Source organism: Arthrobacter sp. SD76 (assembly GCF_049726125.1).
Taxonomy (GTDB): Bacteria; Actinomycetota; Actinomycetes; order Actinomycetales; family Micrococcaceae; genus Arthrobacter; species Arthrobacter nitrophenolicus.
Window position 1 is genome coordinate 860,940 of sequence record NZ_JBNBLR010000001.1, and the last position, 26,060, is coordinate 886,999.

General features: G+C 67.5%; 25 protein-coding genes and 5 pseudogenes. 21 read left to right on the forward strand and 9 right to left on the reverse strand.

From position 1 onward, the window contains the following. Window positions 1-9: 9 nt before the first annotated feature. The 3 genes from ACPEE0_RS04255 (at window position 10) to ACPEE0_RS04265 (ending at window position 1,904) form a co-directional block, all read left to right on the forward strand. A complete protein-coding gene (locus tag ACPEE0_RS04255; protein WP_424574020.1) occupies window positions 10-804 on the forward strand; it encodes a hypothetical protein in 795 nt (264 codons plus the stop codon). Beyond that, a complete protein-coding gene (locus tag ACPEE0_RS04260; RefSeq protein WP_424574021.1) occupies window positions 801-1,220 on the forward strand; it encodes a hypothetical protein in 420 nt (139 codons plus the stop codon). The genes ACPEE0_RS04255 and ACPEE0_RS04260 overlap by 4 nt, the downstream gene beginning before the upstream one ends. A 144-nt stretch (window positions 1,221-1,364) precedes the next feature. After that, on the forward strand, window positions 1,365-1,904 hold the full coding sequence (locus ACPEE0_RS04265; protein ID WP_424574022.1) for a dihydrofolate reductase family protein: 540 nt from the start codon (window positions 1,365-1,367) through the stop codon (window positions 1,902-1,904). 137 nt (window positions 1,905-2,041) lie between these two features. On the opposite strand, the gene ACPEE0_RS04270 is transcribed toward ACPEE0_RS04265, so the two are convergent. Both ACPEE0_RS04270 and ACPEE0_RS04275 read right to left on the reverse strand, forming a co-directional pair. Beyond that, entirely contained in the window at window positions 2,042-2,674 is a 633-nt protein-coding gene (locus ACPEE0_RS04270; protein WP_424574023.1) for a cation diffusion facilitator family transporter, read from the reverse strand. Further along, window positions 2,671-2,997, reverse strand: a complete 327-nt coding sequence (locus tag ACPEE0_RS04275) for an ArsR/SmtB family transcription factor (protein ID WP_354175795.1) — start codon at window positions 2,995-2,997, stop codon at window positions 2,671-2,673. The genes ACPEE0_RS04270 and ACPEE0_RS04275 overlap by 4 nt, the downstream gene beginning before the upstream one ends. 155 nt (window positions 2,998-3,152) lie before the next feature. Here ACPEE0_RS04275 and ACPEE0_RS04280 point away from each other — a divergent pair, with 155 nt between their 5' ends. Then, the gene (locus ACPEE0_RS04280; protein WP_424574024.1) at window positions 3,153-3,989 is read left to right on the forward strand and encodes an alpha/beta fold hydrolase; all 837 of its coding nucleotides are present in this window, start codon (window positions 3,153-3,155) and stop codon (window positions 3,987-3,989) included. Next, on the forward strand, window positions 3,986-5,770 hold the full coding sequence (locus ACPEE0_RS04285) for a sensor domain-containing protein (protein ID WP_354175794.1): 1,785 nt from the start codon (window positions 3,986-3,988) through the stop codon (window positions 5,768-5,770). Before ACPEE0_RS04280 ends, ACPEE0_RS04285 begins: the two co-directional genes overlap by 4 nt. Window positions 5,771-5,958: 188 nt before the next feature. Here ACPEE0_RS04285 and ACPEE0_RS04290 read toward each other — a convergent pair whose 3' ends face one another. Next, the gene (locus tag ACPEE0_RS04290; protein WP_009358937.1) at window positions 5,959-6,282 is read right to left on the reverse strand and encodes a hypothetical protein; all 324 of its coding nucleotides are present in this window, start codon (window positions 6,280-6,282) and stop codon (window positions 5,959-5,961) included. A 213-nt stretch (window positions 6,283-6,495) separates the two neighbouring features. Between ACPEE0_RS04290 and ACPEE0_RS04295 the strand changes: the two genes are divergently transcribed. Continuing rightward, window positions 6,496-8,391 carry a hypothetical protein gene (locus ACPEE0_RS04295; protein WP_424574025.1) on the forward strand — a complete coding sequence of 632 codons (1,896 nt, stop codon included), beginning with the start codon at window positions 6,496-6,498 and terminating at the stop codon, window positions 8,389-8,391. Here the strand turns inward: ACPEE0_RS04295 and ACPEE0_RS04300 are convergent. The 3 genes from ACPEE0_RS04300 to ACPEE0_RS04310 form a co-directional block, all read right to left on the reverse strand. Next, entirely contained in the window at window positions 8,313-8,657 is a 345-nt protein-coding gene (locus tag ACPEE0_RS04300; RefSeq protein ID WP_133345561.1) for a hypothetical protein, read from the reverse strand. The two genes, ACPEE0_RS04295 and ACPEE0_RS04300, sit on opposite strands and share 79 nt — an antisense overlap. Before the next feature lie 123 nt (window positions 8,658-8,780). Then, window positions 8,781-9,203, reverse strand: a complete 423-nt coding sequence (locus ACPEE0_RS04305) for a DUF302 domain-containing protein (protein WP_424574026.1) — start codon at window positions 9,201-9,203, stop codon at window positions 8,781-8,783. A 41-nt stretch (window positions 9,204-9,244) separates the two neighbouring features. Next, the gene (locus ACPEE0_RS04310) at window positions 9,245-9,502 is read right to left on the reverse strand and encodes a metal-sensitive transcriptional regulator (protein WP_009358934.1); all 258 of its coding nucleotides are present in this window, start codon (window positions 9,500-9,502) and stop codon (window positions 9,245-9,247) included. Between the two features lie 120 nt (window positions 9,503-9,622). On the opposite strand from ACPEE0_RS04310, the pseudogene ACPEE0_RS04315 reads away from it, so the two are divergent. The 13 genes and pseudogenes from ACPEE0_RS04315 (at window position 9,623) to ACPEE0_RS04375 (ending at window position 20,269) form a co-directional block, all read left to right on the forward strand. Beyond that, window positions 9,623-10,246 (forward strand): annotated as a pseudogene (locus ACPEE0_RS04315) (rhodanese-like domain-containing protein). Continuing rightward, window positions 10,243-11,150, forward strand: a pseudogene (locus ACPEE0_RS04320) (sulfite exporter TauE/SafE family protein). The pseudogenes ACPEE0_RS04315 and ACPEE0_RS04320 overlap by 4 nt, the downstream one beginning before the upstream one ends. A 29-nt stretch (window positions 11,151-11,179) precedes the next feature. Beyond that, window positions 11,180-11,476 (forward strand): rhodanese-like domain-containing protein, encoded by a 297-nt coding sequence (locus ACPEE0_RS04325; RefSeq protein ID WP_424574027.1) that lies wholly within the window; start codon window positions 11,180-11,182, stop codon window positions 11,474-11,476. 87 nt (window positions 11,477-11,563) lie between these two features. Further along, window positions 11,564-11,926 carry a thioredoxin family protein gene (locus tag ACPEE0_RS04330; protein WP_009358930.1) on the forward strand — a complete coding sequence of 121 codons (363 nt, stop codon included), beginning with the start codon at window positions 11,564-11,566 and terminating at the stop codon, window positions 11,924-11,926. 82 nt (window positions 11,927-12,008) lie between these two features. Next, a pseudogene (locus ACPEE0_RS04335) lies at window positions 12,009-13,418 on the forward strand (MBL fold metallo-hydrolase). Window positions 13,419-13,535: 117 nt separating this feature from the next. Continuing rightward, window positions 13,536-14,802: pseudogene (locus ACPEE0_RS04340) on the forward strand (MFS transporter). 35 nt (window positions 14,803-14,837) lie between these two features. Continuing rightward, window positions 14,838-16,055 carry an MFS transporter gene (locus ACPEE0_RS04345; RefSeq protein ID WP_424574028.1) on the forward strand — a complete coding sequence of 406 codons (1,218 nt, stop codon included), beginning with the start codon at window positions 14,838-14,840 and terminating at the stop codon, window positions 16,053-16,055. An 85-nt stretch (window positions 16,056-16,140) separates the two neighbouring features. Then, window positions 16,141-16,845 (forward strand): esterase/lipase family protein, encoded by a 705-nt coding sequence (locus tag ACPEE0_RS04350; RefSeq protein WP_133345577.1) that lies wholly within the window; start codon window positions 16,141-16,143, stop codon window positions 16,843-16,845. After that, window positions 16,842-17,753: an LssY C-terminal domain-containing protein gene (locus ACPEE0_RS04355; RefSeq protein ID WP_407709893.1), complete on the forward strand. Its 912-nt coding sequence runs from the start codon at window positions 16,842-16,844 to the stop codon at window positions 17,751-17,753. Before ACPEE0_RS04350 ends, ACPEE0_RS04355 begins: the two co-directional genes overlap by 4 nt. A 140-nt stretch (window positions 17,754-17,893) precedes the next feature. Next, complete coding sequence (locus ACPEE0_RS04360; RefSeq protein WP_424574029.1) at window positions 17,894-18,457, forward strand: alternate-type signal peptide domain-containing protein; 564 nt, start codon at window positions 17,894-17,896, stop codon at window positions 18,455-18,457. Window positions 18,458-18,526: 69 nt separating this feature from the next. Continuing rightward, entirely contained in the window at window positions 18,527-19,135 is a 609-nt protein-coding gene (locus ACPEE0_RS04365) for a SipW-dependent-type signal peptide-containing protein (RefSeq protein WP_407709892.1), read from the forward strand. Then, on the forward strand, window positions 19,125-19,772 hold the full coding sequence (locus tag ACPEE0_RS04370; RefSeq protein WP_424574030.1) for a signal peptidase I: 648 nt from the start codon (window positions 19,125-19,127) through the stop codon (window positions 19,770-19,772). Before ACPEE0_RS04365 ends, ACPEE0_RS04370 begins: the two co-directional genes overlap by 11 nt. Beyond that, window positions 19,772-20,269, forward strand: coding sequence for a hypothetical protein (locus ACPEE0_RS04375; protein WP_424574031.1), 498 nt, complete (start codon window positions 19,772-19,774; stop codon window positions 20,267-20,269). The genes ACPEE0_RS04370 and ACPEE0_RS04375 overlap by 1 nt, the downstream gene beginning before the upstream one ends. Window positions 20,270-20,811: 542 nt before the next feature. On the opposite strand, the gene ACPEE0_RS04380 is transcribed toward ACPEE0_RS04375, so the two are convergent. From ACPEE0_RS04380 to ACPEE0_RS04390, 3 genes are all read right to left on the reverse strand, one after another. Further along, window positions 20,812-21,717 carry a phosphatase PAP2 family protein gene (locus ACPEE0_RS04380; RefSeq protein WP_424574032.1) on the reverse strand — a complete coding sequence of 302 codons (906 nt, stop codon included), beginning with the start codon at window positions 21,715-21,717 and terminating at the stop codon, window positions 20,812-20,814. A gap of 103 nt (window positions 21,718-21,820) precedes the next feature. After that, a complete protein-coding gene (locus tag ACPEE0_RS04385) occupies window positions 21,821-22,327 on the reverse strand; it encodes an SRPBCC family protein (protein WP_424574033.1) in 507 nt (168 codons plus the stop codon). Window positions 22,328-22,342: 15 nt separating this feature from the next. Further along, the gene (locus ACPEE0_RS04390; protein WP_424574034.1) at window positions 22,343-22,678 is read right to left on the reverse strand and encodes an ArsR/SmtB family transcription factor; all 336 of its coding nucleotides are present in this window, start codon (window positions 22,676-22,678) and stop codon (window positions 22,343-22,345) included. A gap of 94 nt (window positions 22,679-22,772) precedes the next feature. On the opposite strand from ACPEE0_RS04390, the pseudogene ACPEE0_RS04395 reads away from it, so the two are divergent. Beyond that, window positions 22,773-23,784 (forward strand): annotated as a pseudogene (locus ACPEE0_RS04395) (o-succinylbenzoate synthase). 166 nt (window positions 23,785-23,950) lie between these two features. Further along, entirely contained in the window at window positions 23,951-26,026 is a 2,076-nt protein-coding gene (locus ACPEE0_RS04400) for a PhoX family protein (RefSeq protein WP_424574035.1), read from the forward strand. The last annotated feature ends 34 nt before the right edge of the window (window positions 26,027-26,060 follow it).

Consider the following 26,060-nt stretch of genomic DNA (forward strand, 5'->3'; position numbering starts at 1 on the left):
GGAAACTCCATGCAACACCGCACCCCGCCCGTCCGCCTGCTTGCTGCACTCGCCGCTGCCGGCCTGATGCTCACCGGCTGCGCCGGCGCCACCCCGGCCGGAAACGTCGCCTCCACCGCCTCCGCTGCCACCGTTGATGCGGCCACCCCGCGGATTGTCACCACGTACGACGGCGGCGTCCAAGTCGCTGGACCCGAAACCTTCGAGGTGCTTGGCGACTTCGCCCTCGAGGGCTTCAACCGGATCAACCCGGCCGGGGACGGGCGCCACGTCATCATCTCCACCGCGAAGGGCTTCGAGGTCCTGGACACCGGCGTTTGGTCCGACGGCGGAAAGCACTACGCCCAGGACCCGGCCATGACGGACACCGCGTTCCCCACCAGCAAGCCCGGCCACGTGGTCCGGCACGAGGGCAAGACCATCCTGTTCAGCGACGGTGCCGGGGAAGTGACCGTCTTCGAATCCGACGACCTTGCCGCGGGGCAGCCCGAGGTGGAAACCCACCGGGCGGAAGAAGCCCACCACGGGGTCGCCGTCGAACTCTCCAACGGCGAGTTGGTCCTCACGCTCGGGAACGACGAGGAACGTCCCGGCATCGTGGTGCTGGACGAGGACGGCAAGGAAATCGCACGGAACGAGGACTGCCCGGGCGTGCACGGCGAGGCCACCGCGGCGGGCGAGGCCGTGGTCATCGGCTGCCAGACCGGCGTCCTGATCTACGCCGACGGCGCCATCACCAAGCTGGACAGCCCCACCGAATACGGCCGGATCGGCAACAGGCAGGCTCCGACGAGTCCGTTGTGACCCTCGGCGACTACAAGCAGGACAAGGACGCGGAGCTGGAACGGCCGGAGCAGATCTCGCTGATCAACACCGAAGCCAAGTCCCTGACGCTGGTTGACCTCGGCACCAGCTACAGCTTCCGTTCCCTGGCACGCGGACCGCACGGCGAGGCCCTGGTGCTCGGCACCGACGGCGCCCTGCACGTAATCGACCCCGACACCGCCAAGGTCACCAACAGCTTCCCGGTGATCCCCGCCTGGGAGGAGCCGCTGGAGTGGCAGGACCCGCGGCCCACCATCTACGTGAACGGCCACACCGCTTTCATCTCGGACCCGGCCACCAACACCATCCACGCCGTGGATGTCGAGTCCGGCAAGGTCACGGGCACGGGCACGTTGGAGGACACCCCGAACGAGCTGACCGGCGTCACCGGCTGACCCCCTCTCACCTTTGGCGCGTAAACCCGGGACGCCCGCTCACCTTCATTCCAGTCGCAGGGATGAAGGTGAACGCGCTTCCCTTAAGGGCGCCGCAATGTTTGTCCTCTTGACCGGAAATGAAGCAGTGCTTAACGTCCAGGTGTGACCATCGTGTTCGGCGGGATGGCAGCCAGCCTCGACGGCTACATCCGCTCCGTCAGTGGGGACCTGTCCTGGCTGAATGACGCTATGTCGAAGGCTGAGGACTACGGCTTCGCGGCCACGGAGCAGCGCACCGGCGCCTACGTGATGGGCGCCAACACCTACCGTGAAGTGGCCGGCATGGGTGTTGGAGGTTCGTCCGTCCCCACCTACGTGGTCACCCACGACGAAACCCTTGCCACGCCAAAGAACACGCTCCTGTTCAGCGGCGACCTGGCCGTTTTGGTGGCCCGGCTCAAGGCGTCCCTTCCGGCCGAGAAGGATATTTGTGTCTATGGCGGCGGCCAGCTTGTCACCGGGTTCATCGATGCCGGACTGTTGGACGAACTGGGGGTTGCCGTCATCCCGGTCATCCTGGGTGGCGGCGTCCCGTTCTTCGGCAGTATTGCGCGATGGACAAGGCTGGAACTTGCGGAGTGCCGGCCCTATCCCTCCGGCATCGTGCTGCTGAACTACCGCCTCCGGCTCGGTGCCGCCTGAATATCGACGGCGGCGAATGATTGCCGACGGCGCGCGGCAAGTGAGCGGGCGTCTGGATGGAAGGCGCGATATGTGAGAGGGCGTATGGGTGGAAGGCGCGATATGTGAGAGGGCGTGTGTGGGGAAGGGAAGGCAGGTCAGGCGCAGCCGGCGCAGCAGGCATCGCCCCGCCAGGCATTGATGCCCTCCCGCACGGCGATGCCCGCGATGGCCAGGGCCGCCACGGAATCGGCCCACCACCAGCCCAGGGTGCTGTTAACAACCAGGCCCACCAGGAGGACGGCCGAGAGGTAGGTGCACAGCAGCGTCTGCTTGGAATCGGCAACAGCCGTCCTCGATCCCAGTTCGCGGCCGGCCCGGCGCTGCAGCCACGACAGCACCGGCATCACGGCCAGGCTCAGCGCGGCGATGACGAGGCCCGGCGTCGAATGTTCGGCCGGTTCGCCGCTGAGCAGGGCCCGGACGGCGTCAAAGGAGACGAAGGCGGCGAGGGCGAAGAAGGAGAGGGCGATGATCCGCAGGGTCAGGTGCTCGCGGCGTTCTGGGTCCTTCGAGGCGAACTGCCAAGACAGCGCGACAGCGGATGCCACCTCGATCACGGAGTCCAGCCCGAACCCGATCAGCGCCGCCGAGCCCGCGACCCCGCCGGCCCAGAGCGCAACGGCGGCTTCGATAACGTTGTAGGTGATGGTGCCCGCCGCGAGGATCCGGATGCGCCGGGTGAGGACCGCCCGCCGGGCGGGAGCCGGTGACAGCTGGAGGCCGCTCATGCCGTGCACGTCCCGTCCGGGGCGCAGCAGGCCGGATCAACCGCCAGCACCACGCCCAGCAGGTCGCGGATGGCATGGCCCAGCCGGCCGTCTGCCAGTTCATACCTGGTCCGTCGCCCGTCCGGGACCGCCACCACCAGGCCGCAGCCGCGCAGGCAGGTCAGGTGGTTGGACATGCTCTGGCGGGAGACACCCAAAGCTTCGGCAAGGTCGGAAGGGTAGCCCGGGCCGTCGGCCAGGGCCAGCAGGATCCGGGCCCGGGTGGGATCGGACACCGCATAGCCGAAGCGCGCCAGGACCGGTGCATGGGTCAGGGTTTTCACGGAAGTGACTGTACAGCCTGCAATGTATTCACGTCTAGCTTTATCCCGGGCGGGGGCTGCAACCTTTCCGCAATTGTGAGCGTTTCGCTTTCTCCCGCCGCTACTATCTGAGATAGGAAAATCACCCTGCTTACTAACCCCGGGGGTCGGTACAGATGGTCACAGCAGCAACCGAGGCAGCTTCGCTGGTGGTCCGCCGGAACAATGTCACAGAGGCCGGCCGCGCAGACGGGCCCGTGATGATGTTCGCCCACGGGTACGGCTGCGACCAGGACATGTGGCGGCGGCTGCTGCCGTACTTTGCGGATGACTACCGGCTGGTGCTCTTCGACCACGTGGGTGCGGGCCGTTCCGATGTGGACGCCTATGACCGCGGCAAATACGGGACCCTGGACGGCTACGCCGAGGACCTGCTGGAAATCTGTGCCGTCCTGGACCTGAAGGACGTCATCCTGGTGGCCCACAGCGTGAGCGCCATGATCGCGCTGATCGCTGCCGTCCGGGAACCTGACCGGTTCGCCCGGCTGGTCCTGGTGGCCCCGTCGCCCCGCTACACCAACGACGCCGCAGACGGTTACGTGGGCGGGTTCTCGGAGGAGGACATCGAGGGCCTGCTCGCCTCGCTGGACAGCAACTACGTGGCCTGGGCCGAAGCCCTCGCGCCGATGGCCATGGGCAACCCGGACGCACCCGAGCTTGCGGAGGAACTCCGGAGCAGCTTCTGCCGTACCAACCCCTCGATCGCGAGGCACTTCGCCCGGGTCACCTTCCTCTCCGACAGCCGGCCCGTGCTGGACAAGGCGGGCTGTGAGTGCCTGATCCTCCAGCGCTCCGATGATCTGCTCGCGCCGCAGGAGGTGGGCGACTACGTGCACCGGCACCTTGAGCAGAGCACCTTGGTGCAACTGCAGGCAACGGGCCACTGCCCGCACGTCAGCGCGCCCGGGGACACCGCCCGGGCCATCCTGAACTACCTTGATTCCCGCCCGTGACCGACGCCCCCGGCCCGCCCGCGGGCCATGACAAACCGCCGGATGACTTTGAAGCCCTGTTCCATCAGGCCCCGTGCGGATACCTGGTAACGGACGACGGCGGCAGCATCACAGCGGTCAATGACACCTTTGTGCGGTGGACAGGTTTCGCGCGGCCCGAGCTTCTCGGCCGCAGGCTGCAGGACCTCATGCCGGTCGGTGACCAGATCCTCTACTCAACCCACTGCATTCCCCAGCTCGGCATCAACGGCTCGGTCTCGGAGATCGCAGTGGAGATCATCGACGCCGGCGGGGAACGCCGCGCCGCGCTGCTCTCGGCGCAGCGGGTCCCCGGCTCCGGGCAGGAACCCGGCAGTGTCCGCGTCATCATCTTCAGCGCCCATGAACGCAGGATGTTCGAAAAGGAGCTGGTCGCCGCCCTCCGGGCCGCAGAGGAATCCGAAGTCCGGCGGGGCCAGGCGGAGAAGGAACTGCAGCGGCTCGCCCTGCATGATTCCCTGACCGGGCTGCCCAACCGCGCAGGGCTAAGGATGGCGCTCGAGCCGCTCCTGGACGGCAGCGGCAAGGTGACACTGGCCGTCCTGTTCCTCGACCTGGACCACTTCAAGGCCGTCAACGACAGCCTGGGGCACTCGGCAGGGGACGAGCTCTTGATGGCCGTGGCGGACCGGCTGCGGGCCGCGGTCCCGGGAACGGGCACCGTTGCCCGGCTCTCCGGTGACGAATTCCTGGTGGCGCGGACCGCCGTCGACACCCCGGCGGCAGTGGCATTGGCCGCCGGCCTGCTGGATGTCCTGCGCGCGCCGATGCAGATTGAGGGCCTGGAAATTGTGACCTCCGCGAGCATCGGGATTGCGGTGGCGGACAATGCGGAGGAAACGCTGGAAGACCTGATCCGCCGGGCGGACATCGCCATGTACCGGGCCAAGGAGCGCGGGCGCGGCCGGTGGGAGCTGCACGAGCCCGCCGAAACTGATCCCACCGTGGACCGGCTCCGCGCGCTGGGCGAACTGCGCCGCGGCATCAGGGACGGCGCCCTCCGGGTCCATTACCAGCCGCAGATCGACCTGCGGACCGGCACCGCCAGCGGCGTGGAGGCCCTGGTCCGGTGGCAGCACCCCACGCGCGGCCTGCTGCCGCCGTCGGAATTCATCACGATGGCTGAGGAATCGGGGCTGGTGCGCCCCCTGGGTGCCTGGGTGCTGAACGAGACGCTGAAACAGGCGGCGGCCCTGCGGCAGGACCCCCGGAACGCGCGCCTGGAATTCGCCGTCAACCTTTCCGCCCGGCAGCTGAACGATCCCGAACTGGTGGACACGGTGAAGGGTGCCCTTCAGCTGTGGACGCTGGATCCGGCGCTCCTGCAGCTGGAAATTACGGAAACGGCACTCATGTCCGATCCCGCGGCCGCGCTTGAGTCGCTGACCGCCCTGAAAAACCTGGGCGTCGGGCTGGCTGTTGACGACTTTGGAACCGGATATTCGAGCCTGACGTACCTGAAGAAGTTCCCCATCAACGAACTGAAGATCGACAGGTCTTTCATCACGGGACTCGGCTCGGATTCCGGTGACGCCGCCATCGTGGGCAGCTGCATCGACCTGGCCCACGCCGTGGGCATCCGTGCCGTTGCCGAAGGTGTGGAAACGTCCGGGCAGGAGCAGGCGCTGAGGGCCATGGGCTGCGACCTTGCCCAGGGGTTTCTTTTCGCCCGCCCGCTGCCGGCGCCGCTCCTGGAGGAATGGCTGCAGGCCAACCTGGGCGGCCGGCCGGTCAGTGCCTGACCGTCAGTGCCTGAACGACGGCGGCCGGACATCACGAGAGGAAAAGACTATTCCGCCCTGCCCGGTACGGCTACCCGGATAGGCGGGTACAACCGTGCTGGAGGGCAGGGCGAAAGACTGTAAATCGAAGGTTAAGGTGGCAGGCTCTGGGCCCCATACTGGGCGCTGGGAGTTGCCTTGGAGTTGGCCTATGCGGCCATTGCGGCAGCCGGAACGGCGGCCTTCCTGCGCGGCGCCAGCACGCTGATGGTGCACGGTGCCTGCTGCGGATCGATTTTGGTTGGAAGATGATGTGTTTCCGATGAGGTCCGGAGCATCTCCAGTGCCGCATCATCCACGCGGGCGTGTGAGATATCCAGTTCCAGATCCAGGCCTTCCCGCAGGGAGTTGGCCCGTTTTGCCACCACATAGAGGGCGTTGACGCTATGGACGGTGATATGCCCCTTTGCAATCACCTTGGCTCGTGCGTGGTCGAGATCGATACGGACAACAATGTTGAGCTTTGAGTTCAAAATGTAAAGCCTTCCCCGGCATTGGCTGCGACGCTGCAGCTTCTTGCTATGGCCGTTTGCATCAGCCTCAACCAGAGTAGGGGCAGGATGTGACGCACGCAACATGGAGATGTTTATTACATCGTCTGTTCTTTCGTGACGGGGTTCCGGAAGTGCCGCCATGCCAGCCCCTCGAAGCTTCCTTCCGGCCGGGAGCAGGTCCATCATTAGCCCATGGGCAAGCGCGCAAGCGACGGCCTGGGGGACGCGACAACAGAAAACGGCAGCTTGGGTAGTCCGCGCAGCCGCCCGGACCACGCGGTGGTGTTTGTCCACGGCATGGGCCGGGCACTGAAAGGCGGGACGCTGCAGGAGTGGGCCCAGCCGCTGATGCTCAGCCTTCACGACCTTTCCCTGGACATGGTGCCGGACGCCCCGCACCCGCACCTGGTGATCACCAAAGCCAACGCCGTAGGCGATGCACCCGAGGTCTGGGTGAAGGTGCTGCGCGGCTGTGCAGGCATTAAGCCGGACTACCTCACGGTGCTCATGACCGAGGCATCCTGGGGCAGGGACTTCGAGCCGGCGTCGGCCGCGTCCACGTACTCCTGGGCGCTGCGCACCGCACTGCGGGTCTACAAGAGGTCCCTGCAGCTGATCAGGTGGAACCTCTATCCCGGTAGGCGGCGCGCCAGCCTCGCCTGGCTGGGCGCCCGCCTGAGGCAGGCGCTCCTGACCGCGCTGGCAGCGCTTGCCGGGTTCTTTATCCTGCTGGCCGTGCTGGTGGTGCTGCTGCTGACCATCGTCCTGGCCTGGATTCCCGGGCCCGGCCGGTGGATCGGCAAGATCGTCTCCCTGTTCGCCGAGTTCCTGGGCGACCCGCAGGTGTGGAAGCGCAAGCCCCTCCAGGCCGCCGCGATGCGGCAGCGGGTGGTGGACACCCTGCAGCGCTGGGACCACGACGGCGGCACCCAGGTGACGGTGGTGGCGCACAGCCAGGGCGCAGCGATCACCGGGCAGGTCCTGTTTCAGAACCAGGCGCGGGCCACGAACTTCGTCAGTGTGGGCAGCGGGCTCGACCTGCTGGGGTACGCGCAGTGGGGCGGCGGAACGGGGGAGGACCCGGTGACCGACTGGCTGGCGAACCCGGACCGGCCCCGCTGGATCAATGTGTGGGGCAAGTTCGACTTCGTGCCGGCCGGCCCCATTTCAACGCACGCCAACGGCCCGCTGCCCGTTTTCGGCAAGATCTACGCCCGGGACACCGCGGGCGACGGCGGCCCCGGCCCCGAGGAGCACCCGGTCTACAACCGTTCCGCGCTGATCTACGACCACATCGTCTACTCCAGCAACAGGGTGGAGGTGCTGGATCCGCTGGCCCGGCTGATCCTGGACCCGCCCTCCGACCCGCACGGCCTCGCCTTGCGGGGGCTCGACGGCGACCGGCGCCTCCGTCCGCACCGCGTCATGGTCAAGAGCCTGGGGGTGACGCGGCTTCTCTCGGTGCTCACCGCAGCGCTCAGCGCCCCGGCTGCACTGGCCTGGCTGGGCTCGCAGGGGTGGGCGCGGAACCTGGTGCAGTGCGGCCCGCCCGGGGCCGGCCAGGACCCGTGGTGGTCCTCCTGGGTGTGCTCCGGCCCTTCCTACCACTGGGGGCACTGGCAGAGCTGGGGCGTGCTGGCGGTGACCACGGCCGTGTTCGCCGGCGTGCTGGTGGGGCTGTTGAACGGGCCGGTGTGGGGCGTGCTGCACAACCGGCTCCAACGCAGGCGGAAGCCGTCCGTCCGGCAATCAAGCGACCCCGCCCGCAACGGCCCGGCCAGCCCGTGGTGGTCCGTGGCGTGGTACCTGCTGATCGTGACGGTGGTGGCAGTGGCCGTGCCGTTCATGCTCGCGTGGCCGGACCTGCCGTGGGTCCTGGTGGTGGTGCTGGTTGCTGCGCTCTGGGCGCTGTGCTTCACGCGCACCAGCATCAGCGGACTGCCGGCGCGGACGGCAGTCCAGGATGTCCAGGCGCCGGCTGTTCCGGCGTTGCGGGAGCCCGCGCCGGGTCAGACGACCACTTGGGGAAGGCTGCCGGTTAATTCGGAGACGGCGGCCGACGACCAGCGCTCGCGTTCGGGCTCATAGGAGATCACCACGGAGGCGTCGCTGTCGCGGGCTTCATCGATGGCGAGCAGCAGGGCGTCCTCCATGTGCCGGGCGTACTCCAGCCGCTCGGCCATGCTGCCCTGCAGATCGGCGTCGTCGATCAGGACGTGGCCCTTGCCGTCCACGATGACCTTCAAGGAATACCCCTGGTCCTCATGCAACGACCCGCGCGTGGATGAAATTTCGGTGACTCTGTCTGCCCGGACCAGCCCGTTGCCGAGCGTTCGGATCCACACTTCACCCATCGAATGACCTCCCCTTGGCTATGGGCGCGGATCAGCGCCCCATAAGGCGAACGCTACTCCTGTGTGGGCCGTTTGTGACCCCCGAATTTGAGCGATTTCGCGTGGTTTTCGGGGCGCGGCCGGTCAGCCTGCCGGGGCAGTGGCGGAGAGCTCTGCCAGGGCCGCCCGGAGCCTGGCGTCGGCATCGTTGGCACCGTCGCGCACGGCGGCGCTGTCACTGAGCCGGACCATGGTTTGCGGATCGATTGCCTGGACTGTGGTCACGGTGTCATTCGTGCCGCGGCGGACCACGACATTACAGGGCAGCAGCGCACCGAGGTCTGGTTCCGCCGCAAGGGCCTTGCTGGCCAACTGCGGGTTGCAGGCGCCCAGGATGACATCGGGGCCCAGGGCCTCGGCGGCTTCGGTGCCAAGTTTCGCCTCGAAAGTGTTGCGGACGTTGATCTCGGACAGAATCCCGAAACCCTGGCCGGCAAGGGCCGTGCGCATGCGCTCCACGGCCTCTTCCCAGGAGAACGGGACGGTCACGGTGTGGGTATAGGTCATTGCTCCTCCTCAGTCTGGTGGGCAGGAAAGATGGCGGGAGATCAGGCAAGCGACAGGAAGAGTTTTTCCAGATCCTTGGTGTCCATGCTGGCATCCTTGCGGACGATGCACTGCTCCAGCCCGCTGGCGATGATCGCGAAACCGGCCCGGTCCAGTGCCTTGGACACCGCCGCCAGCTGCGTGACGATGTCCTTGCAGTCCCGGCCTTCCTCAAGCATCCGAGTGACGGCTGCGAGCTGGCCTTGGGCCCGCTTCAGGCGGTTGACCACGGGCGTCAGTTCAGTGGCATCAAGTTGCATGGGGATCTCCAATCCGGGAAGTGTCCGCACCAGCTTATACCCCAGGGGTGTGTTTGACTACCCCCGGGGGTATCCGTAATACTCGGTGGGGTATCCACTTCCGCTGCCGAAAGGACTCCCATGACCTCCTCTTCCAACCGTTCAACCGCCGTCACCTCCCTGGCGCCGAAACACTCCGCAGCTGGCTTGCCGGCACCAGGACCTGACGGTGCTCGACGTCCGCTCCGCCGCGGAGTTCGAATCTATGCACATCCGCGGCTCCTACAACGTGCCGCTGCCGTTGCTCTCGGAGCACACCGATGAACTGGCGCAACGGCTCGGCAGCCGCGTCGTGCTGGTTTGCCAGTCCGGCGTAAGGGCCGAGCAGGCGCGCCAGCGGCTTGGTGAAGCGGGTATCGGCACGGCTTTCGTGCTCACCGGCGGTGTCCCGGGTTTTGCTGCCGCCGGCGGCGACGTTGTCCGCGGCAGGGCACGGTGGGACCTGGAGCGGCAGGTCCGCCTGTTGCCGGCTCCCTCGTTGTCCTGGGCCTGGCCGGCGGCAGGTTCGTTTCCCCTAAAGTCCGGATGCTCGCCGGGGCGATCGGGGCCGGACTGACGTTCTCCGCAGCCACCAACACCTGTGCCATGGGCACGGCCCTTTCCGCGATGCCGTGGAACAGGGCCGCCAAGGAGCCCACCCGTGAGAGCGCCATCCTGCAGCTGCCCGTCAGTTCCGAAGCCGGAGCTGAGGCCAAGGCGTCGTGAGTTCCGCCGTGATCCTTGTCCTGGCGCTGTCCCTGGTCATCGGCCTGTCGCTCGGCGTCCTGGGCGGCGGCGGTTCCATCCTGACGGTCCCCATCCTGGTCTACGTGGCCGGGTTCGGGCCCAAGGAGGCAATCGCAGCCTCCCTGTTCGTCGTCGGTGTCACCTCGGCGGTCAGTGTGGTCAGCCATGCGCGCAGGGGCCGGGTACGGTGGCGGACCGGCCTGCTCTTCGGCGCGGCCGGCATGGCGGGTGCCTTTGTCGGGGGTCTGCTGGGGGCCACATCCCGGGCCAGATCCTGCTTATTGCCTTCGCCGTCATGATGGTGGCCACATCCATCGCCATGCTCCGGGGGAGGAAGAAGAAGGACGACGGCGGCGCGGCGCCTGCTAAGCACGAACTGCCGCTTGGCAGGGTCCTGCTGGACGGCGCGGTGGTCGGGCTCATCACGGGACTGGTGGGCGCCGGTGGCGGGTTCCTGGTGGTCCCGGCCCTGGCGCTGCTGGGCGGCCTGCCCATGGCTGCCGCCGTCGGCACGTCGCTGGTGGTCATCGCCATGAAGTCCTTCGCCGGGCTGGCCGGCTACCTCACCTCGGTCCAGCTGGATTGGGGCCTGGTCCTGGCTGTTACCGCAGCCGCAATCGCGGGAACCCTTGTCGGTTCACGGATTGCGGGCCGCATTCCGGAGGATGCGCTCCGCAAGGCGTTCGGCTGGTTCGTCCTGGCGATGGGCACATTCGTCCTCACCCAGCAGGCTCCCGGGGAACTGCGCCCGATCATCATCGCTGCCGTCGTCGCCCTGACGCTTGCAGGTGCGGGCATTTGCTGGCTTTTCGTCAACTCCTGCCCGCTCCGCACCATCGGCAGGAACAGGCGGCGAAGCAGCAGCCGGCCTTCGCCGGCCTGACATTCAACAACAAGAGAAGGAGAAGAACCATGGCTGAGATCACCGTTGCCGAGACGAACCGGCGCCTGAACCAGGCCCGGATCCTCGATGTCCGCGAGGACTTCGAAGTCACCGAAGGCATGGTGCCGGGAGTCCTGCACATTCCCATGGGCCAGCTTCAAGCCCGCCTGCCTGAACTCGACCCGGCCGCACCCGTCATCGTGGTGTGCCGCAGCGGAAACCGCAGCGCCGCAGTGGCCGACGCCCTCAACCGCGCCGGCTTCAACGCCGACACCATGGCCGGCGGCATGATTGCGTGGACCCGCGCCGGGCTTCCCACCGTCTGACCGCGCCAGTTGGCTCCTCCCTGCCGGAGGAACCCGTCCTGTCCCATCCAGCTTTACTCGATACCCAGGGGGGTATAAAATTTAGTCATGGCAACCATCGATATCACTCAAGAGACCTTCGCTGGGACCCTGGAGAACAACAACATCGTGTTCGTTGACTTCTGGGCCGGCTGGTGCGGCCCCTGCCGCATGTTCGCCCCTACCTATGCCGCGGCCGCCGCACGGCACCCGGAGATCACCTTCGCCAAGGTGGATACCGAAGCGGAACAATCCCTGGCTGCGGCAGCGCGGATCACCTCAATCCCCACGCTGATGGCCTTCAAGGACAAGACCCTCGTCTTCTCCCAGCCGGGGGCGCTCAACGCAGCAGCCCTGGAAGAGGTCATCCAGGCTGTGAAGAACCTGGACCTGGATGCCCTGCGTGCCAAAGCCGCCAAGCAGGCCAGCTGACCGGATCCGGTCCTGCCGCTGCCGGCACCCACACCCGAACCTGGCCACATGGCCCCCAGTCGCAACGTCCCAGGAGGACCCCATGCTTTTTGAACGTATCTACGACGACGACCTCGCCCAGGCCAGCTACCTGATCGGCTGCCAGGCCAACGGCACCGCCGTGGTCATTGATGGCCGGCGGGACATTGCCGTCTACCAGGACCTCGCCGAGAAGAACGGCATGAAGATCGTGGCCGTCACCGAGACCCACATCCACGCCGACTACCTCTCCGGCACCCGTGAGCTTGCCGCCGCGACCGGCGCAAAGATCTACGTCTCCGGCGAGGGCGGGCCTGACTGGCAGTACGGATTCGATGCACAGCGGCTCTACGACGGGGACAAAATCAGCATCGGCAACATCACCATCGAGGCAGTGCACACCCCCGGCCACACCCCTGAGCACCTCTCGTTCCTGGTCACCGACGGCGCGTTCAGCGACCAGCCGGGCTACCTGCTCTCCGGAGACTTTGTCTTCTCCGGCGACCTGGGCCGTCCGGACCTGCTGGATGAAGCCGCCGGGGGAGTGGACACCCGCTTCGAGGGAGCGAGGCAACTCTTCGCCAGCCTGCGGGACAGGTTCCTGACCCTGCCGGACTACGTCCAGGTCCACCCAGCCCACGGTTCGGGCAGTGCCTGCGGCAAGGCGCTCGGTGCCATCCCGTCCTCCACGGTGGGCTATGAACGGCTCTATTCGTGGTGGGGTCCCTACCTTGCCGCCAACGACGAGGGCGGTTTCATTGCCGAACTCCTGGACGGCCAGCCCGACGCGCACGCCTACTTTGGCCGCATGAAGCGTGAGAACCGTGAAGGTCCTGCTGTGCTGGGCGAACGCGCCCCGCTCCCGCAGCTGGAGACGTCGGACGTCGCCCGGGACCTCGACCAGGACCTCGTCACCTTTATCGACACCCGCCCAACCAGGAGGTCCACAAGGGAACTGTGGTCCGGTCACTGAACGTTCCGGCAGGCAAATCCGTGGCGAGCTACGGCGCCTGGGTGGTCAACCCCGAAACCGACAAGAATCCGCTGGTGCTCCTGGCCCGACCAGGAAGCGGCGCAGGACATGTGGGACCACCTGGTTCGCGTGGGCATCGACAAGGTGGCCGGGTACGTCACGGGCATCGAGGGCCTGCCCACCTTCGTTCCAAAACTGGTCCGGCCTGAAGACCTGGGCAACGTCGACGCCGCCATGGTGCTCGATGTCCGCAACCGCAGCGAACACATCGCCGGCAACATTCCCGGGTCCTACCAGCTCAGCGGCGGCCGTGTCATGTGGCACCTGAACAAGCTCCCGGCCGAAGGCACCATCGTGACGTACTGCCAAAGCGGTGTGCGGAATTCCGTAGCCGCAAGCGCGCTGCGCAGGGCCGGCTACGACGTCGCCGAACTGGATGGCAGCTATGCCGCGTGGAGCGCCTGGCAGCAGGAAGAGCAGAACGCCGTCACGGCGAACTGACCCGAAAACTGCCCGGCGGGTCCCCCCTCCCGCACGGGCTTCCCGCCCGGGCAGGTCCCCGCCTGCCCGGGCACCTTCCATCCAGGGACGTTCGCCAACAACCGAATGGAGCGTGACATGCGGGGCACCCCACCCGGCTCCGACGCGGCAGGAGGTCCCGGCGTCGTACTTGGCCTGCGCCAGAACCTTGCCCAATTCCTGCTCCTCGTCGCGGTCAACGCCCTGGTGGGCGGACCCTGGGCCAGGAACGGACCGTCCTGCCCCTGCTGGCAAGCCAGGTCTTCAACGTGGGCCTGTATTCGTCGGCACTGACCTACATCCTTGCGTTCGGGGTGGCGAAAGCCGCCACGAACTACCTCGCCGGCACCCTGTCCGACCGGTTCGGACGCAAGCCTGTCCTCGTGGCAGGCTGGCTCATAGCCCTGCCGGTTCCCCTGCTGCTGATCTTCGGTGATTCGTGGGGGTGGATTGTTGCTGCCAACGTCATCCTGGGCATCAGCCAGGGCCTGACCTGGTCCACCACCGTCATGATGAAGATGGATCTCGTCGGGCCCGAACGCCGCGGCCTGGCCATGGGCCTCAACGAAGCGGCCGGCTATCTTGGCGTGGCCGGCACCGCCCTGGCCACCGGCTACATCGCCGCAATGCACGGGCTGCGCCCGGGGCCTTTCCTCCTCGGTGCCGCCTTCATCGCCGTCGGCCTGGGCCTCTCCGTCCTGGCAGTCCGCGAAACCCACCACCACGCCGCCGCCGAAGCCGCAACCCACCGGCCGCGGGACGCCCGCCATGCCGGGCTGGGCAGCCGGGAGGTCTTCATCCTCACCAGTTTCCGTGACAGGTCGCTGTCCGCTGTCAGCCAGGCGGGGATGGTCAACAACCTCAACGACGGGCTGGCCTGGGCCTCTTCCCCGTCTTCTTCTTCGCCGGGGGCCTCAGCGTGGACAAAGTGGGCCTGCTTGCGGCTGCCTACCCGGCCGTGTGGGGAGCCGCGCAGCTCGTCACCGGCGCACTGTCCGACAGGTACGGGCGAAAGCCGCTGATCACGGGCGGCATGCTGGTGCAGGCCGCGGCCCTGGCCATGGTGGCTGCAGGGACGGGTTTCGAAACCTGGCTCGCCGCTGCCGTCCTGCTCGGAATCGGTACTGCCATGGTCTATCCCACGCTGCTCGCGGCCATCGGCGATGTGGCCCATCCATCGTGGCGGGCGCGCTCCATAGGGGTGTACCGGCTGTGGCGGGACAGCGGCTTTGCCGCCGGCGCACTGCTCTCCGGCATTGTTGCTGACGCCCTTGGCATCCCGGCCGCCATCGCCGTGGTGGCCGGCCTCACCGCTGCCTCAGGCGTGGTGGTGGCCGTCCGCATGAGGGGCGCCGACCACCGCTGACAACCCGTCCGGGGCGCGGCCATAGGATAAATCTGATGACTTCCCCGGACGACCCCCAGCCCTTCAGCCTTCGACGCATCGCGGTGGCCGCCTTCGGGCCCACGCTGCTCTTCGGGATCGGGCAGGGCGCCATCCTTCCGGTAGTGGCGTTGACGGCCCGGGACCTCGGCGCCTCTGTTGCCGTCGCGGCCCTCATCGTCACGCTGATGGGGCTCGGTTCGTGGCTCTTCAACCTGCCCGCATCCCTGGTGACCCTCAAGTTCGGTGAGCGGTGGTCCATCGTGGGCGCCGCCGTCGCCGCCGGCCTGGCCATGGCCGCGGGCGGGCTGTCCTACGTGGTTCCCAACGGGCTGTGGCTGCTCGCAGCGGCGATGGCCGTCGTCGGAATGGCCGGCAGCGTCTTTGGCCTGGCGCGGCAGAAGTACCTCACCGAGGCGGTGCCGGTGGAGTTCCGCGCCCGGGCGCTGTCCACCCTGGGCGGGGTCAACCGGATCGGCGTGTTCATCGGCCCGTTCCTGGGCGCGGCCGTGATGCAGTTCGCCGGCATCGGCGGCGCGTACTGGGTGGGCCTGGTGGCGATGGCGGCCGCGGCGCTGCTGTCCCTCACCATTCCGGACCTGGCCGCGGCGGACATGCACGACGGCGGGACGGCCGGCCCCCAGCCCACGCTCCGCAGTGTGGCGGTGTCCCATGCGGGGGTCTTCCTGTCGCTGGGCGTCGGGATCCTGCTGCTGAGCGCGCTGCGTTCCTCCCGGCAGGTGGTCATCCCGCTGTGGGCGGACCACCTGGGCCTGGACGCCACCTCCGCCTCGCTGATCTACGGATTGTCCGGGGCCATCGACATGCTGGTGTTCTACCCGGCGGGCAAGCTCATGGACCGCAGGGGCCGGCAGTTCGTCGCCGTCCCGTCCACCCTGCTGATGGGCATGGCGCTGCTCCTGATCCCGCTCACCGGATCCTTCGTGGGGCTGCTGCTGGCGGCGCTGCTGATCGGGTTCGGCAACGGCATCAGCTCCGGGCTGGTGATGACCCTCGGTGCCGACTTCTCGCCCGACCGCGGCCGGGGCCAGTTCCTGGGGCTGTGGCGCTTCATGGCGGACGCTGGCTCCACCGGCGGGCCGGTGCTCCTGTCCGGGGTGACGGCCCTGGCCTCGCTGGGCGCGGGGATCTCGGCCACCGGCGTCCTGGGGTTCGCAGCGGCGGCTGTGTTCGCCGTCGTGATTCCCCGCCTGAAGCACCGCCGCAACTACTGACATGCTCTATCACTTCTGGTCGCTAAAACGCTGGTTTAGGGACCATAAGTGATAGAGCAACGGGTGGGGCGGTTATCCTCGACAGATGGGTGAAACGGGGATTCCCACTCGGATCAGTGCGCTGCAGAAGGGCCTGTGGTGGCTGCAGGACTACGCGTACGCAGCCATATGCCAGGTTGAGGGCATGCTGTCCCGCGTGCAGCCGGGCTCGTTCCACCAGGGGCACCGCAGTCCTGTGGTCATCATCCCGGGCGTATACGAGAACTGGCAGTTCATGCTGCCCCTCATCCAGTCCATCCACGACGCCGGCCATCCCGTCCACGTGGTCACAGTGCTGCAGCGAAACAAGCTGAAGGTGCCGGCGGCGGCCAGGATGGTGGCGCAGCACATCGAGGAGGCCGGGCTGCGGGACGCGGCCATCGTGGCGCACAGCAAGGGCGGGCTGATCGGGAAGTACGCCATGCTCAACCTGGACCCGGAGCAGCGGATCTCCCGGATGATCGCGGTGTGCACGCCCTTTTCCGGCTCCACCTACGCGCGGTACATGCTGCTGCCGAGCCTGCGGATCTTCTCGCCGCGCAACGCGCTGACCCTGGAACTGGCCCGCGAGGAAACCATCAACAGCCGGATCACGTCCATCTACGGCCCGTTCGACCCACACATCCCGGAGGGCAGCATCCTGCCGGGTGCCACCAACATCGAACTGCCCACGGCCGGGCACTTCCGCATCCTGGGGGATCCGGAGACGGCCCGCATCATCGTGGAGCAGTTGACCCCCGACGAGCCGTGAGCTCTTTGGAGAGGAATTACGACGCCGGGCGGCCGGCCCCGCAGGAGCCTGACCATTCGCGTCCGGAGAGTTCCAGCGAGCGGCGGCAGAGCCGGTGGGCCACCGCGCTGGCGGTGCTGCAGCGGCTCCTGTACCTGCTGGTGACAGTCGCCGTCGGATGGGCCGTGTGGTTCTTCCTGCTGTCGCGGCTGTCCCGCGGCCCGGAGCAGGCGTGGGTGTTCCTGCCGGTGTGGCTGATCCTGGCGTACGCCCTGCTGCCGCGCATCCACAAGATCCTTAGCAGCCTCTACATTCCGGACTACTTCATCGGCCGGACCAGGACCGGCGACGGCGTGCTGGGCGACCCCGTGAACCTGGCGGTGGTGGGGACCGGGGACGAACTGCGCCGGGCGATGCTGTCCGCAGGATGGGTGGAGGCGGACCCCATCACGCCGGCCACGGCCTGGCGCACCCTGACGTCCACGGTTCTGGGGCGGAGCTACCCGCAAGCGCCGGTCAGTTCTTTGTATGTGTTCGGCAACCGGCAGGACCTGGCGTTCCAGCGCGAGATCGACGGCAACCCGCGCAAGCGCCACCACGTCCGGTTCTGGAAATGCCCCGAGGGGTGGATGCTGCCCGGCGGAATCCCGGTGGATTTCGTGGGTGCCGGCACCTACGACCGGAGCGTTGGACTGTCCCTCTTCACGTTCCAGATCACGCACAAGATCGCCGACCGCACGGACGAGGAACGGGACTTCATCATCGGGACGCTCCGGGCCGCCCGTGCCGTGGAGTCGGTCCACGTCATCCTCAACTACTCCACCGGCTACCACCACCGCAACGGCGGCGGCGACGCCATCCGCACGGACGGGCACCTGCCGATCATCGACCTTTATGAACCGGGCCATCCAGGACCGGCCAAGGGATAAAAGCGCAGGTCAGGGGCCATTTCAATTTTTCAGATAACTTGAGCCTTCTTTGACGCTTTCACCCCTTAGTTCCTGAGTTTGGCCGTGCAAAGTGGTCCCCAGCTAGACAACACGCACATCAAAGTCTGAGGGGACATGTCATGAAGAACAGCACTCTGGTCAAGGGCACCGCAGCCATCGCCGTAGGTGCAGCACTGCTGCTGGGCGGCGGCGGAACTCTGGCGGCCTGGAACGCCGAAGCTACGCAGACTCCCGGCACCATCGTGGCCGGCGACCTGAACGTGGTCAACGCCACCACCGCTGGGGTGTGGAAGGACCGCGCCGGTGCGACCATCGACATCGCTGCCTACAAGGTAGTTCCGGGTGACAAGCTCACCTACACCCAGGACCTGACGGTGACCCTGGTAGGCGACAAGATGGCTGCGAACATTGGCACAACCGGCATCACAGCCACCAACGGTTTCATTCCCGCCAACGTTTCCGTGACCGGTCCTGCGCTGACGGTCGGCACCACCCCCGTCTCCAACCCGCTGAAGCCCACGGGATCCGCACAGACGGTCACCGCGACCATCACTTTCGAGTTCCTGTCCACTACGTCCGGCCGCGGCGACGTTACCAAGACCTACAACTTCAACGACGTGGCCTTCCAGCTGGAGCAGGTAGTTGCCGGTTCCGGGCTGGTTGCGCCAACGGTGGCCCCCTAACCTGCCGCGGCGGGTGGCTGAACGGCCACCCGCCCGTCGGACCAAGGAACAGGACCAGGAGGAAGACCGATGCGCACCAAGCGCTCACTGCAGGCGGCGGCACTCATCGCCGCGGCAGTGCTCCTGGGACTGTTGACGGTGCAGGGCACGTACGCCCTCTGGAGCGCCAGCGCGTCGGCCGCCCCCGGGACTGTTGCCTCGGCGTCGTTCGATGTGGCGCTCAGCGCGGTTCCGTCCGGGCAGGTCACGAACATGACGCTGGCCAACGGGCAGTCGGCAAACCTGGCCATCAACCCGGCGGCCACCCTCTCGCCCGGAACGTCGGTGTACGGGGGAGTGACAGTCACCAACAACACCAACGCCGGCGGGACCTTCAACACCACCGTCACGGCGGGGCAGCCGGCAGTGGCGAATGTGTCCGGCGGAAGCCTTGCCCAGTACGTGACAGTCAGCGCCAAGGCGGCAGCCACCGCCGCGGAATGCAACGCCACCGGCAGTTACGCGCCGGTGGGTTCTGCCGGACTCGTTTCGCAGCCCGTCGCCAAAGGCGGATCCACCGTCTTCTGCTTCCAGGCCAGCCTCAGCCCGGCCGCCCCCACCACCGTGAAAGGACAAGCAGTGAACATCACCCTTCCGCTCACCGCCCGTCAGTTGTGCGGGGTGCCCGGTGGCTGCTGACCTGACAGAACGCCCCATCGTCGGCCACACCCCGCACGGGCAGGACGCGCCCCAGACGGAACAGCCGCCGTCGAAAACGGCAACCGGCCGGGGCGAGCGCTCCGGTGCCTGGGCCGCCGTCGGACGTATCGCCAGCATGTCCGCCATGATGATCACGTTGTTCGCCGCGCTGGTCCTGATCGTGCTGCCGGTGGCAACGGGTTCGCAGACGTACACCGTGCTCACCAACTCCATGGCGCCCAAGTTCCCGCCGGGCACGTTCCTGGTGATGAAGCCGGTCGACTTTGACCAGATCCAGTACGGCGACGTGGTGACGTTCCAGCTGTACTCGGGACGGCCTGAGGTGGAGACGCACCGGGTGGTCGGTTTCGGCGCCACGCAGCAGGGCGAGAAGACGCTCATCACGCGGGGCGACAACAACGGCGCCAACGATCCTGAACCCGTCCGGGAAATCCAGGTCAAGGGCAAGCTGTTCTACGCAGTCCCGTACGTCGGCTTCGTGGCCAACGCGCTGGGCAACTCCGACCGCGGCACCTGGACCGTCGTCGCAGCGATCGGACTCATCGGCTACGGCGCCGTCACGGTCTTCACGTCAGTACGCAAGTCACGCAACTCCCGCATGGCTGGGGCGTCCTGATGGGCAAGTTCCGGGACCTCCCGGGTGCCGGGGCCGCCGTCGGCGCCTTCGCACTGACGGTGACGCTGGGCGTGGGCGGCGCGTCGGCGTCGGCCCTGTGGCAGCAAAGCGCGACGGCGACCATGACCGTGAGTGCCGCAGCAACCTGGCCGGGCGATGTCCTCACCGCCTTCACGTGCACCAACAACAACAACCGGACCCACGCCACCCTGACCGCCACCGGGACGAAAACTCCTGTATCCCTTACGTACGCGGCCCTGCAGGCCGACGGCAGCTACGGTCCCTCGTACAACCAGGCCGTGACGCTGGGAGCGTCCAGCACCGTCACCCTGGACATCACGTCGCCGATCGTGGTCGCGAACCGGTCCACGGCACGGCTGACCATCCGCGTGACCGCCACCTACAGCGACCAGTCGACGGGTAGCGCCACGGCGGTGCTGGACCTGGAACAAGGCAACAACAGCAACAAGGTCACCTGCGTCTCCACGTCGCTGTAGGTACCGCGGCTGCAGGTACCGCGGCTGTAGGCACCGCGCCAGCTCGGCGGAAGCAGGCGCCGCTATGTCCCCCCCACATAGCGGCGCCAGCTCCTGCCGAGCTGGTTTGCGTTAAGGGTCCGCGTTGAAATGGGGACCAGCTGCGTAAGGGGGCCGCCGCCAATTCGACGGTTCCCTGCAGGATCGCTGTTCCGATACAGCGAGTGCGCAGCGTTCCAGCGAAATGGGGGTCACGGCGGAGCTGCATGGCGGCGCGCTGTGAGGAAAACGGGTCCGGGGCGCAAAAGGTGCGGGCCGGAGGTCGGGTACCTGGCGGCGCCCACTTCAAGACGCCGCCAGGAGAGTGATGGCTTGCAGGAGAGCCATCCGGCCGGGCCTTTCGGCCTGGCAACAGCAACTATCCAATGGGCGGATCAATAAAGAGCCCCCAAGGTCATCAAGAAACGGTCAAATTCCCTGCAGGAGTGTCCGATGCCGCGTGGCACCGTCGCATCGGCCGGGCGGCCAGCCTGGACCGCGGCCTGGTGCTCTAAAGGTTCCTTCTAGCGGACTGGGGAGCCCCGCCGTCGTGCCGCGAAGGCGAACAGCGAGGTGGTGGCTACCGTGGCCAGGTACCCGGCAATCACAATCAGCGAGATCCCGGCCCAGAAGTAGTTGGTGGTGCTGGCCTCCTGCCAGGGGCTCGGCGCGATGCGGATCAGCGAGTACATGGCGACGGCGGCCGATGCCAGTCCCAGCAGCACCGGCAGCGTCAGCCAGATCCGGGCCGAACCGATATGTCCGCCGAAGCCGTCCCAGGCGTTCCAGGCGCCCCGCCGGACGATCAGCCAGCCGGCAGGGATCATGAACGCGCCCACCAGCAGGAACGCCGCCACAACGTCCGCGGGCCGGTGCCACTGGTTGATCAGCGTCGAAACCCCGGATGCGATGGCGAACGTGCCGCCCACGAAGCCCGCCATCGGCCGCCAGCGCGGGGATGCCATCAGGAACACCGCGGCCGCCGCCGACGCCGCCAGCGTGGTGTGCCCGGACGGCAGCGAGTTGATGTCCAGCGTCACGACGCCCTGATCCGGCCGGGCCGGCAGCAGGGCCTTGAGCACCTGGGTGGCCACGTTGGCGCCGACGCAGGCCGCCACGGCAATCCCGGCCTCTGCCCAGCGCTTGCGGATCACCGTCACGAACAGCACCACGACGGCGGCCATCACCAGCGAGATGGTGGGCAGCAGGTCCAGGAACCTGGTGCTCGCCTTGCCCGCCGGGCCATGGATCTCCACGGCCTCCACCAGCGCTGACTCGTCAATGAACTGTCCAGTGGTGGTCTGGACAAAGTAGTAGTAGGTGGCAAGCAGCCCGGCCACGCAGGCCAGGGTGGCCAGCACGAACAGGAAACCCGAGCCCGGAGCTGGTCGGGATGCTGTCCTGGTGCCTGCCTGCCGTGAAATTGTCATCGGCTTAAGGGTGTCACAGAAAGCTGGGAGAGTGCTTGGGCTTCCGGGCGTGCCGCCGCGCTGGAGCAGGCCCGCTCCTCTGTCGCCGACGGGGCAGCCGGGATCAGTCGGAAGCCGCTGCCAGCTTCTCGATGATCTCGAACTGTTCGCGGACGCCGCCCTCCATGCCGGACTGGGCAATCATGTCGCGGATCTCCCTGCTGCCCGCATTGGTGCGGATGCTGACCGTGGTGCCGCCGCCGTCGGCCTCCTCGAAGGTGACCGTGTTCACCACGGCGCCCTCCTCGCCGTCCGGCGACGTCTCCGGCATCTCCATCACCTCGGTGTGCACAATCCGCTCGTTCGGGACGATCTCCCGGTACGTGCCGTGGAAGGCGACCTCGAAGCCGCCGTGGGCCACCATGACATACCGCCAGGTGCCGCCCACCCGGAAGTCCATGTCCGCCACCGTCATCTCGCCCCGGCGGCCCGGCCACCACTTCCTGACCAGCTCGGGCGTGGTCCAGGCGCGGTAGACCAGGTGCCTGGGTGCGTTGACCTTGCGGGTGATCAGGATTTCCTCGTCGCTGGGGAACGTGACGTCCATGGTGCTGCTGCCTGTCTGTGCCACTGCCCTGCTCCTTTTCTAGCTGTCCTGGTGTTTCATTTCGTCGAGCACGTCCTCGAGCAGGTCGAACCGCTCCGCCCAGAGGTGCTCATAGCCGGCCACCCACGCGTAGATGGGCTTCAGGGCCTCTGCGTTGAGCGAGTAGATGCGCTGCCTGCCTTCGTCCCGCACGTGTACGGCGCCCACTTCGCGGAGGACCCGGAGGTGCCGGGAAACGTGCGGCTGGGCAAGGTCAAGCCGGTCCACGAGTTCGCCCACCGTGTGCTCGCCGGCAGCCAGGGCGTCAAGGATTTCGCGGCGCCGGGGTTCGGCCACCGCATTGAAGGCGTCCTCTGTGGTAGCTGCGCGTGCCATGAAGCAATCGTATATCCATATTGATATGTTTTGAAGACCTCTCACCTGGCCGCCGTCCTGCGTCAGGGTCCGCAGCGCCGGTAGGGTAAATGCCATGCCTGCCACCGCCGCGCCCCTGCCGGACCTGCCCCCGCTGGAGGACCTTGTGGCCGGCGCACACGTGGTCAGCCTGCCCATGCGGGTGAAGTTCCGGGGCATCCTGGAGCGTGAATCGCTGCTGCTGCAGGGCCCGGCCGGGTGGGGTGAGTTCTGTCCGTTCCCCGAGTACGGCGACGCCGAGGCCTCCCGCTGGCTTGCCTCCGCCGTCGAAGCCGCCTGGCTCGGGTTCCCCGCGCCGCTGCGGACGTCCATCCCGGTGAACGCCACCGTACCTGCTGTTCCGGCGGACCGGGTGCCGGAGGTGCTGGCCCGGTTCGGGCGGGTGGACGCCGTCAAGGTCAAGGTGGCCGAGCAGGGCCATACCCTCGACGACGACGTTGCCCGCCTCGCCGCCGTCCGGGCCGCCCTGCCGGATGCGGCCCTGCGCGTGGACGCCAACGGCGGATGGGACGTGCCCACGGCCGTCGAGGCACTCACCCGGCTGTCCGCCGTCGGGCTCGAATACGCGGAACAGCCGGTGCCCACCATCGAGGGCCTCGCGGAAGTGCGCGCGCAGTTGCGGGCCGCCGGCACCCCTGTGCTGATCGCCGCCGACGAAAGCGTCCGCAAGGAGGACGACCCGCTCCGCGTGGCCCGTGCCGGCGCCGCCGACCTCGTGGTGGTCAAAGTGGCGCCGCTCGGGGGAGTGCGGCGCGCCCTGGACATCGTGGCGCAGGCCGGCCTGCCCGCCGTCGTCAGCTCCGCACTGGACACCTCGGTGGGCATCCGCGCCGGCCTCGCTCTGGCCGCCGCACTGCCCGAACTGCCGTATGCGTGCGGACTCGGGACGGTGTCCCTGTTCGAGTCCGACGTCACCCTTGGACCCCCTGACGGCCGACGACGGCGCCATCCGCGTGCGCGACGTTGCGGCCGATCCCGGGCTGCTGGAGCGGTACGCGGCCTCCGCGGAGCGGCGGGAGTGGTGGCTGGCCCGGCTGCGCCGGGTCCACGCCGTCCTCGCCGCCTGAGACGCTCTCCACTACCCGCGGCTTCCCCCGGGACGCTCTCCCACTCGAGCAACATTCCTGCAGGTCACATGCGGTTAACCCTGGCTTCACCTGTCTGACGTTTCCCCGTAGAAAGCACCTGACAGGGTGGCACGGACCCCAGAGGAACATTTTGGAAGGCACCCTCATGTCTGAAACGCCCACCCGCAAATTCACGCTGCTGCCGATGCTCGGCCATACCAAGGGCAAGCGTAGTGCCGTCACCTGCGCCCTGAAGTGCGACAACGCCTGCGCCGGCGACGTCTGCAACACCAGCTCCAACAGCTACTTCCGCGACATTGCCTCCGCCACCATGTCCCGCCGCGCCGCCCTGGGCTTCGGCGCCGCCGGTGCGCTCGCCGTCGTCCTCGGTTCAGCGGTGAGCTCCGCCGATTCCGCCTCCGCGGCCGGACTGTCCAAGGCAGCCAAGGAAGGCTTCGGCAAGTCCAAGCTCCAGTTCACCGCCATCCCGTCCATCGACGCGATGGTTGACGCCGTCACCGTTCCGGACGGCTTCACGTGGCAGCCGATCATCCGCTGGGGCGACCCGATGTTCAAGGACGCGCCGGAGTTCGACCTGGCCAACCAGACGGCGGCGGCGCAGGAGAGGCAGTTCGGCTACAACAACGACTACACGGACATTCTGGAGATCCCGGGCAGCAAGGGCCGCCGCGCGGTGCTGTTCTCGAACCACGAGTACACCAACGACGCCATCATGTTCCCGCCCACCATGCCGGCAGACCAGGTGCGCGCTGTGGGGGCAGCCGCACACGGCCTGTCCGTGGTGGAGCTGGAGCGCCAGAACAAGAACAAGCCGTGGACCTACGTCAAGGGTGCGGAACTGAATCGCCGCTTCCTGAACTCGACGGTGTACGAGCTCACGGGTCCCGCCGCCGGCTCCGCCCTGGTCAAGACTGTTGAAGACCCCGCTGGCCGCTTCATCAAGGGCACCCTGGGCAACTGCGCCGGCGGCACCACCCCGTGGGGCACCATCCTGTCCGGTGAGGAAAACTTCCAGGGCTACTTCGTGGGCAACGGCACGTCCGCCGGCGACAAGCGCTACGGCATCACGTCCAAGCCCACCGCCCGCCAGTGGGAACTGGACGAACCGCGCTGGGACACCCGCAACCCCGGCTACGAGAACGAAGCCAACCGCTTCGGCTGGATCGTGGAGGTGGACCCGTTCGACCCCACCTCCACCCCGAAGAAGCACTCCATGCTGGGCCGGTTCAAGCACGAGGGCGCCAACGTCATCATCGCCAAGTCCGGGCACGTGGTGGCCTACTCCGGCGATGACGAGCGCTTCGACTACCTGTACAAGTTCGTGTCCAAGGACAAGTACCGCGAGGGCGACCGCAAGCACAACATGACCCTCCTGTCCGCCGGCAGCCTCTACGTGGCGAAGTTCACCGGTAACTCGCCCGCCGCCGAAATCACCGGCACCGGCGCAGTCCCTTCCGACGGCGCCTTCGACGGCACCGGCGAGTGGCTCCCGCTGGTGCTTGACGGCAAGTCCGCCGTGCCGGGCATGTCCGTGGAAGAGGTCCTGGTGTACACCCGCCTGGCCGCCGACAAGGTGGGCCCCACCAAGATGGACCGCGCCGAGGACGTGCAGCCGAGCCTGCACACGGGCAAGGTCTACGTGGCCTGCACCAACAACTCCAACCGCGGAACCGGCACGAACGAGGGCGCCAACGAGGTCAACCCGCGCAACCAGAACCGCGACGGCCACATTGTGGAGATCACCGAAACCGGCGACCAGACCTCCACAGCCTTTACCTGGAACCTGCTGATGGTCTGCGGCGATCCGGCCCAGGGCGACGTCACCTACTTCTCCGGCTTCCCGGTGGACAAGGTCTCGCCCATCTCCTGCCCGGACAACCTGGCGTTCGACTCCGTCGGCAACCTCTGGATCTCGACCGACGGCGCCCCCTCCGGCATCGGCCGGGCGGACGGCCTGTTCAAGGTCACGCTGGAGGGCGCCGAGCGCGGCAAGGTCGAGCAGTTCCTCGCCGTCCCGCGCGACGCCGAGACCTGCGGCCCCATCATCCATGACGAGGAGCGCAGCGTGTTCGTCGCCGTGCAGCACCCGGGCGAGGACGGCACCTTCGAGAACCAGGTGTCCTTCTTCCCGGACTACGTTGCGGCAGGCACGACGCCGGCTCCCGGCCAGGCGCGCGCCCCGCGTCCGTCCGTGATCCAGGTCTTCCCCATCCGCGCCTAGCCCACCCGTTGCCCTATCACTATTGGTCCCTAAA

Bases quoted from the DNA above. Each gene is read 5' to 3' on its own strand.
- ACPEE0_RS04255 (WP_424574020.1), top strand. From the start codon at position 10: ATGCAACACCGCACCCCGCCCGTCCGCCTGCTTGCTGCACTCGCCGCT.
- ACPEE0_RS04270 (WP_424574023.1), bottom strand. From the start codon at position 2,674: ATGAGCGGCCTCCAGCTGTCACCGGCTCCCGCCCGGCGGGCGGTCCTC.
- ACPEE0_RS04280 (WP_424574024.1), top strand. From the start codon at position 3,153: ATGGTCACAGCAGCAACCGAGGCAGCTTCGCTGGTGGTCCGCCGGAAC.
- ACPEE0_RS04295 (WP_424574025.1), top strand. From the start codon at position 6,496: ATGGGCAAGCGCGCAAGCGACGGCCTGGGGGACGCGACAACAGAAAAC.
- ACPEE0_RS04300 (WP_133345561.1), bottom strand. From the start codon at position 8,657: ATGGGTGAAGTGTGGATCCGAACGCTCGGCAACGGGCTGGTCCGGGCA.
- ACPEE0_RS04305 (WP_424574026.1), bottom strand. From the start codon at position 9,203: ATGACCTATACCCACACCGTGACCGTCCCGTTCTCCTGGGAAGAGGCC.
- ACPEE0_RS04310 (WP_009358934.1), bottom strand. From the start codon at position 9,502: ATGCAACTTGATGCCACTGAACTGACGCCCGTGGTCAACCGCCTGAAG.
- ACPEE0_RS04325 (WP_424574027.1), top strand. From the start codon at position 11,180: ATGGCTGAGATCACCGTTGCCGAGACGAACCGGCGCCTGAACCAGGCC.
- ACPEE0_RS04330 (WP_009358930.1), top strand. From the start codon at position 11,564: ATGGCAACCATCGATATCACTCAAGAGACCTTCGCTGGGACCCTGGAG.
- ACPEE0_RS04345 (WP_424574028.1), top strand. From the start codon at position 14,838: ATGACTTCCCCGGACGACCCCCAGCCCTTCAGCCTTCGACGCATCGCG.
- ACPEE0_RS04350 (WP_133345577.1), top strand. From the start codon at position 16,141: ATGGGTGAAACGGGGATTCCCACTCGGATCAGTGCGCTGCAGAAGGGC.
- ACPEE0_RS04360 (WP_424574029.1), top strand. From the start codon at position 17,894: ATGAAGAACAGCACTCTGGTCAAGGGCACCGCAGCCATCGCCGTAGGT.
- ACPEE0_RS04365 (WP_407709892.1), top strand. From the start codon at position 18,527: ATGCGCACCAAGCGCTCACTGCAGGCGGCGGCACTCATCGCCGCGGCA.
- ACPEE0_RS04375 (WP_424574031.1), top strand. From the start codon at position 19,772: ATGGGCAAGTTCCGGGACCTCCCGGGTGCCGGGGCCGCCGTCGGCGCC.
- ACPEE0_RS04380 (WP_424574032.1), bottom strand. From the start codon at position 21,717: ATGACAATTTCACGGCAGGCAGGCACCAGGACAGCATCCCGACCAGCT.
- ACPEE0_RS04390 (WP_424574034.1), bottom strand. From the start codon at position 22,678: ATGGCACGCGCAGCTACCACAGAGGACGCCTTCAATGCGGTGGCCGAA.
- ACPEE0_RS04400 (WP_424574035.1), top strand. From the start codon at position 23,951: ATGTCTGAAACGCCCACCCGCAAATTCACGCTGCTGCCGATGCTCGGC.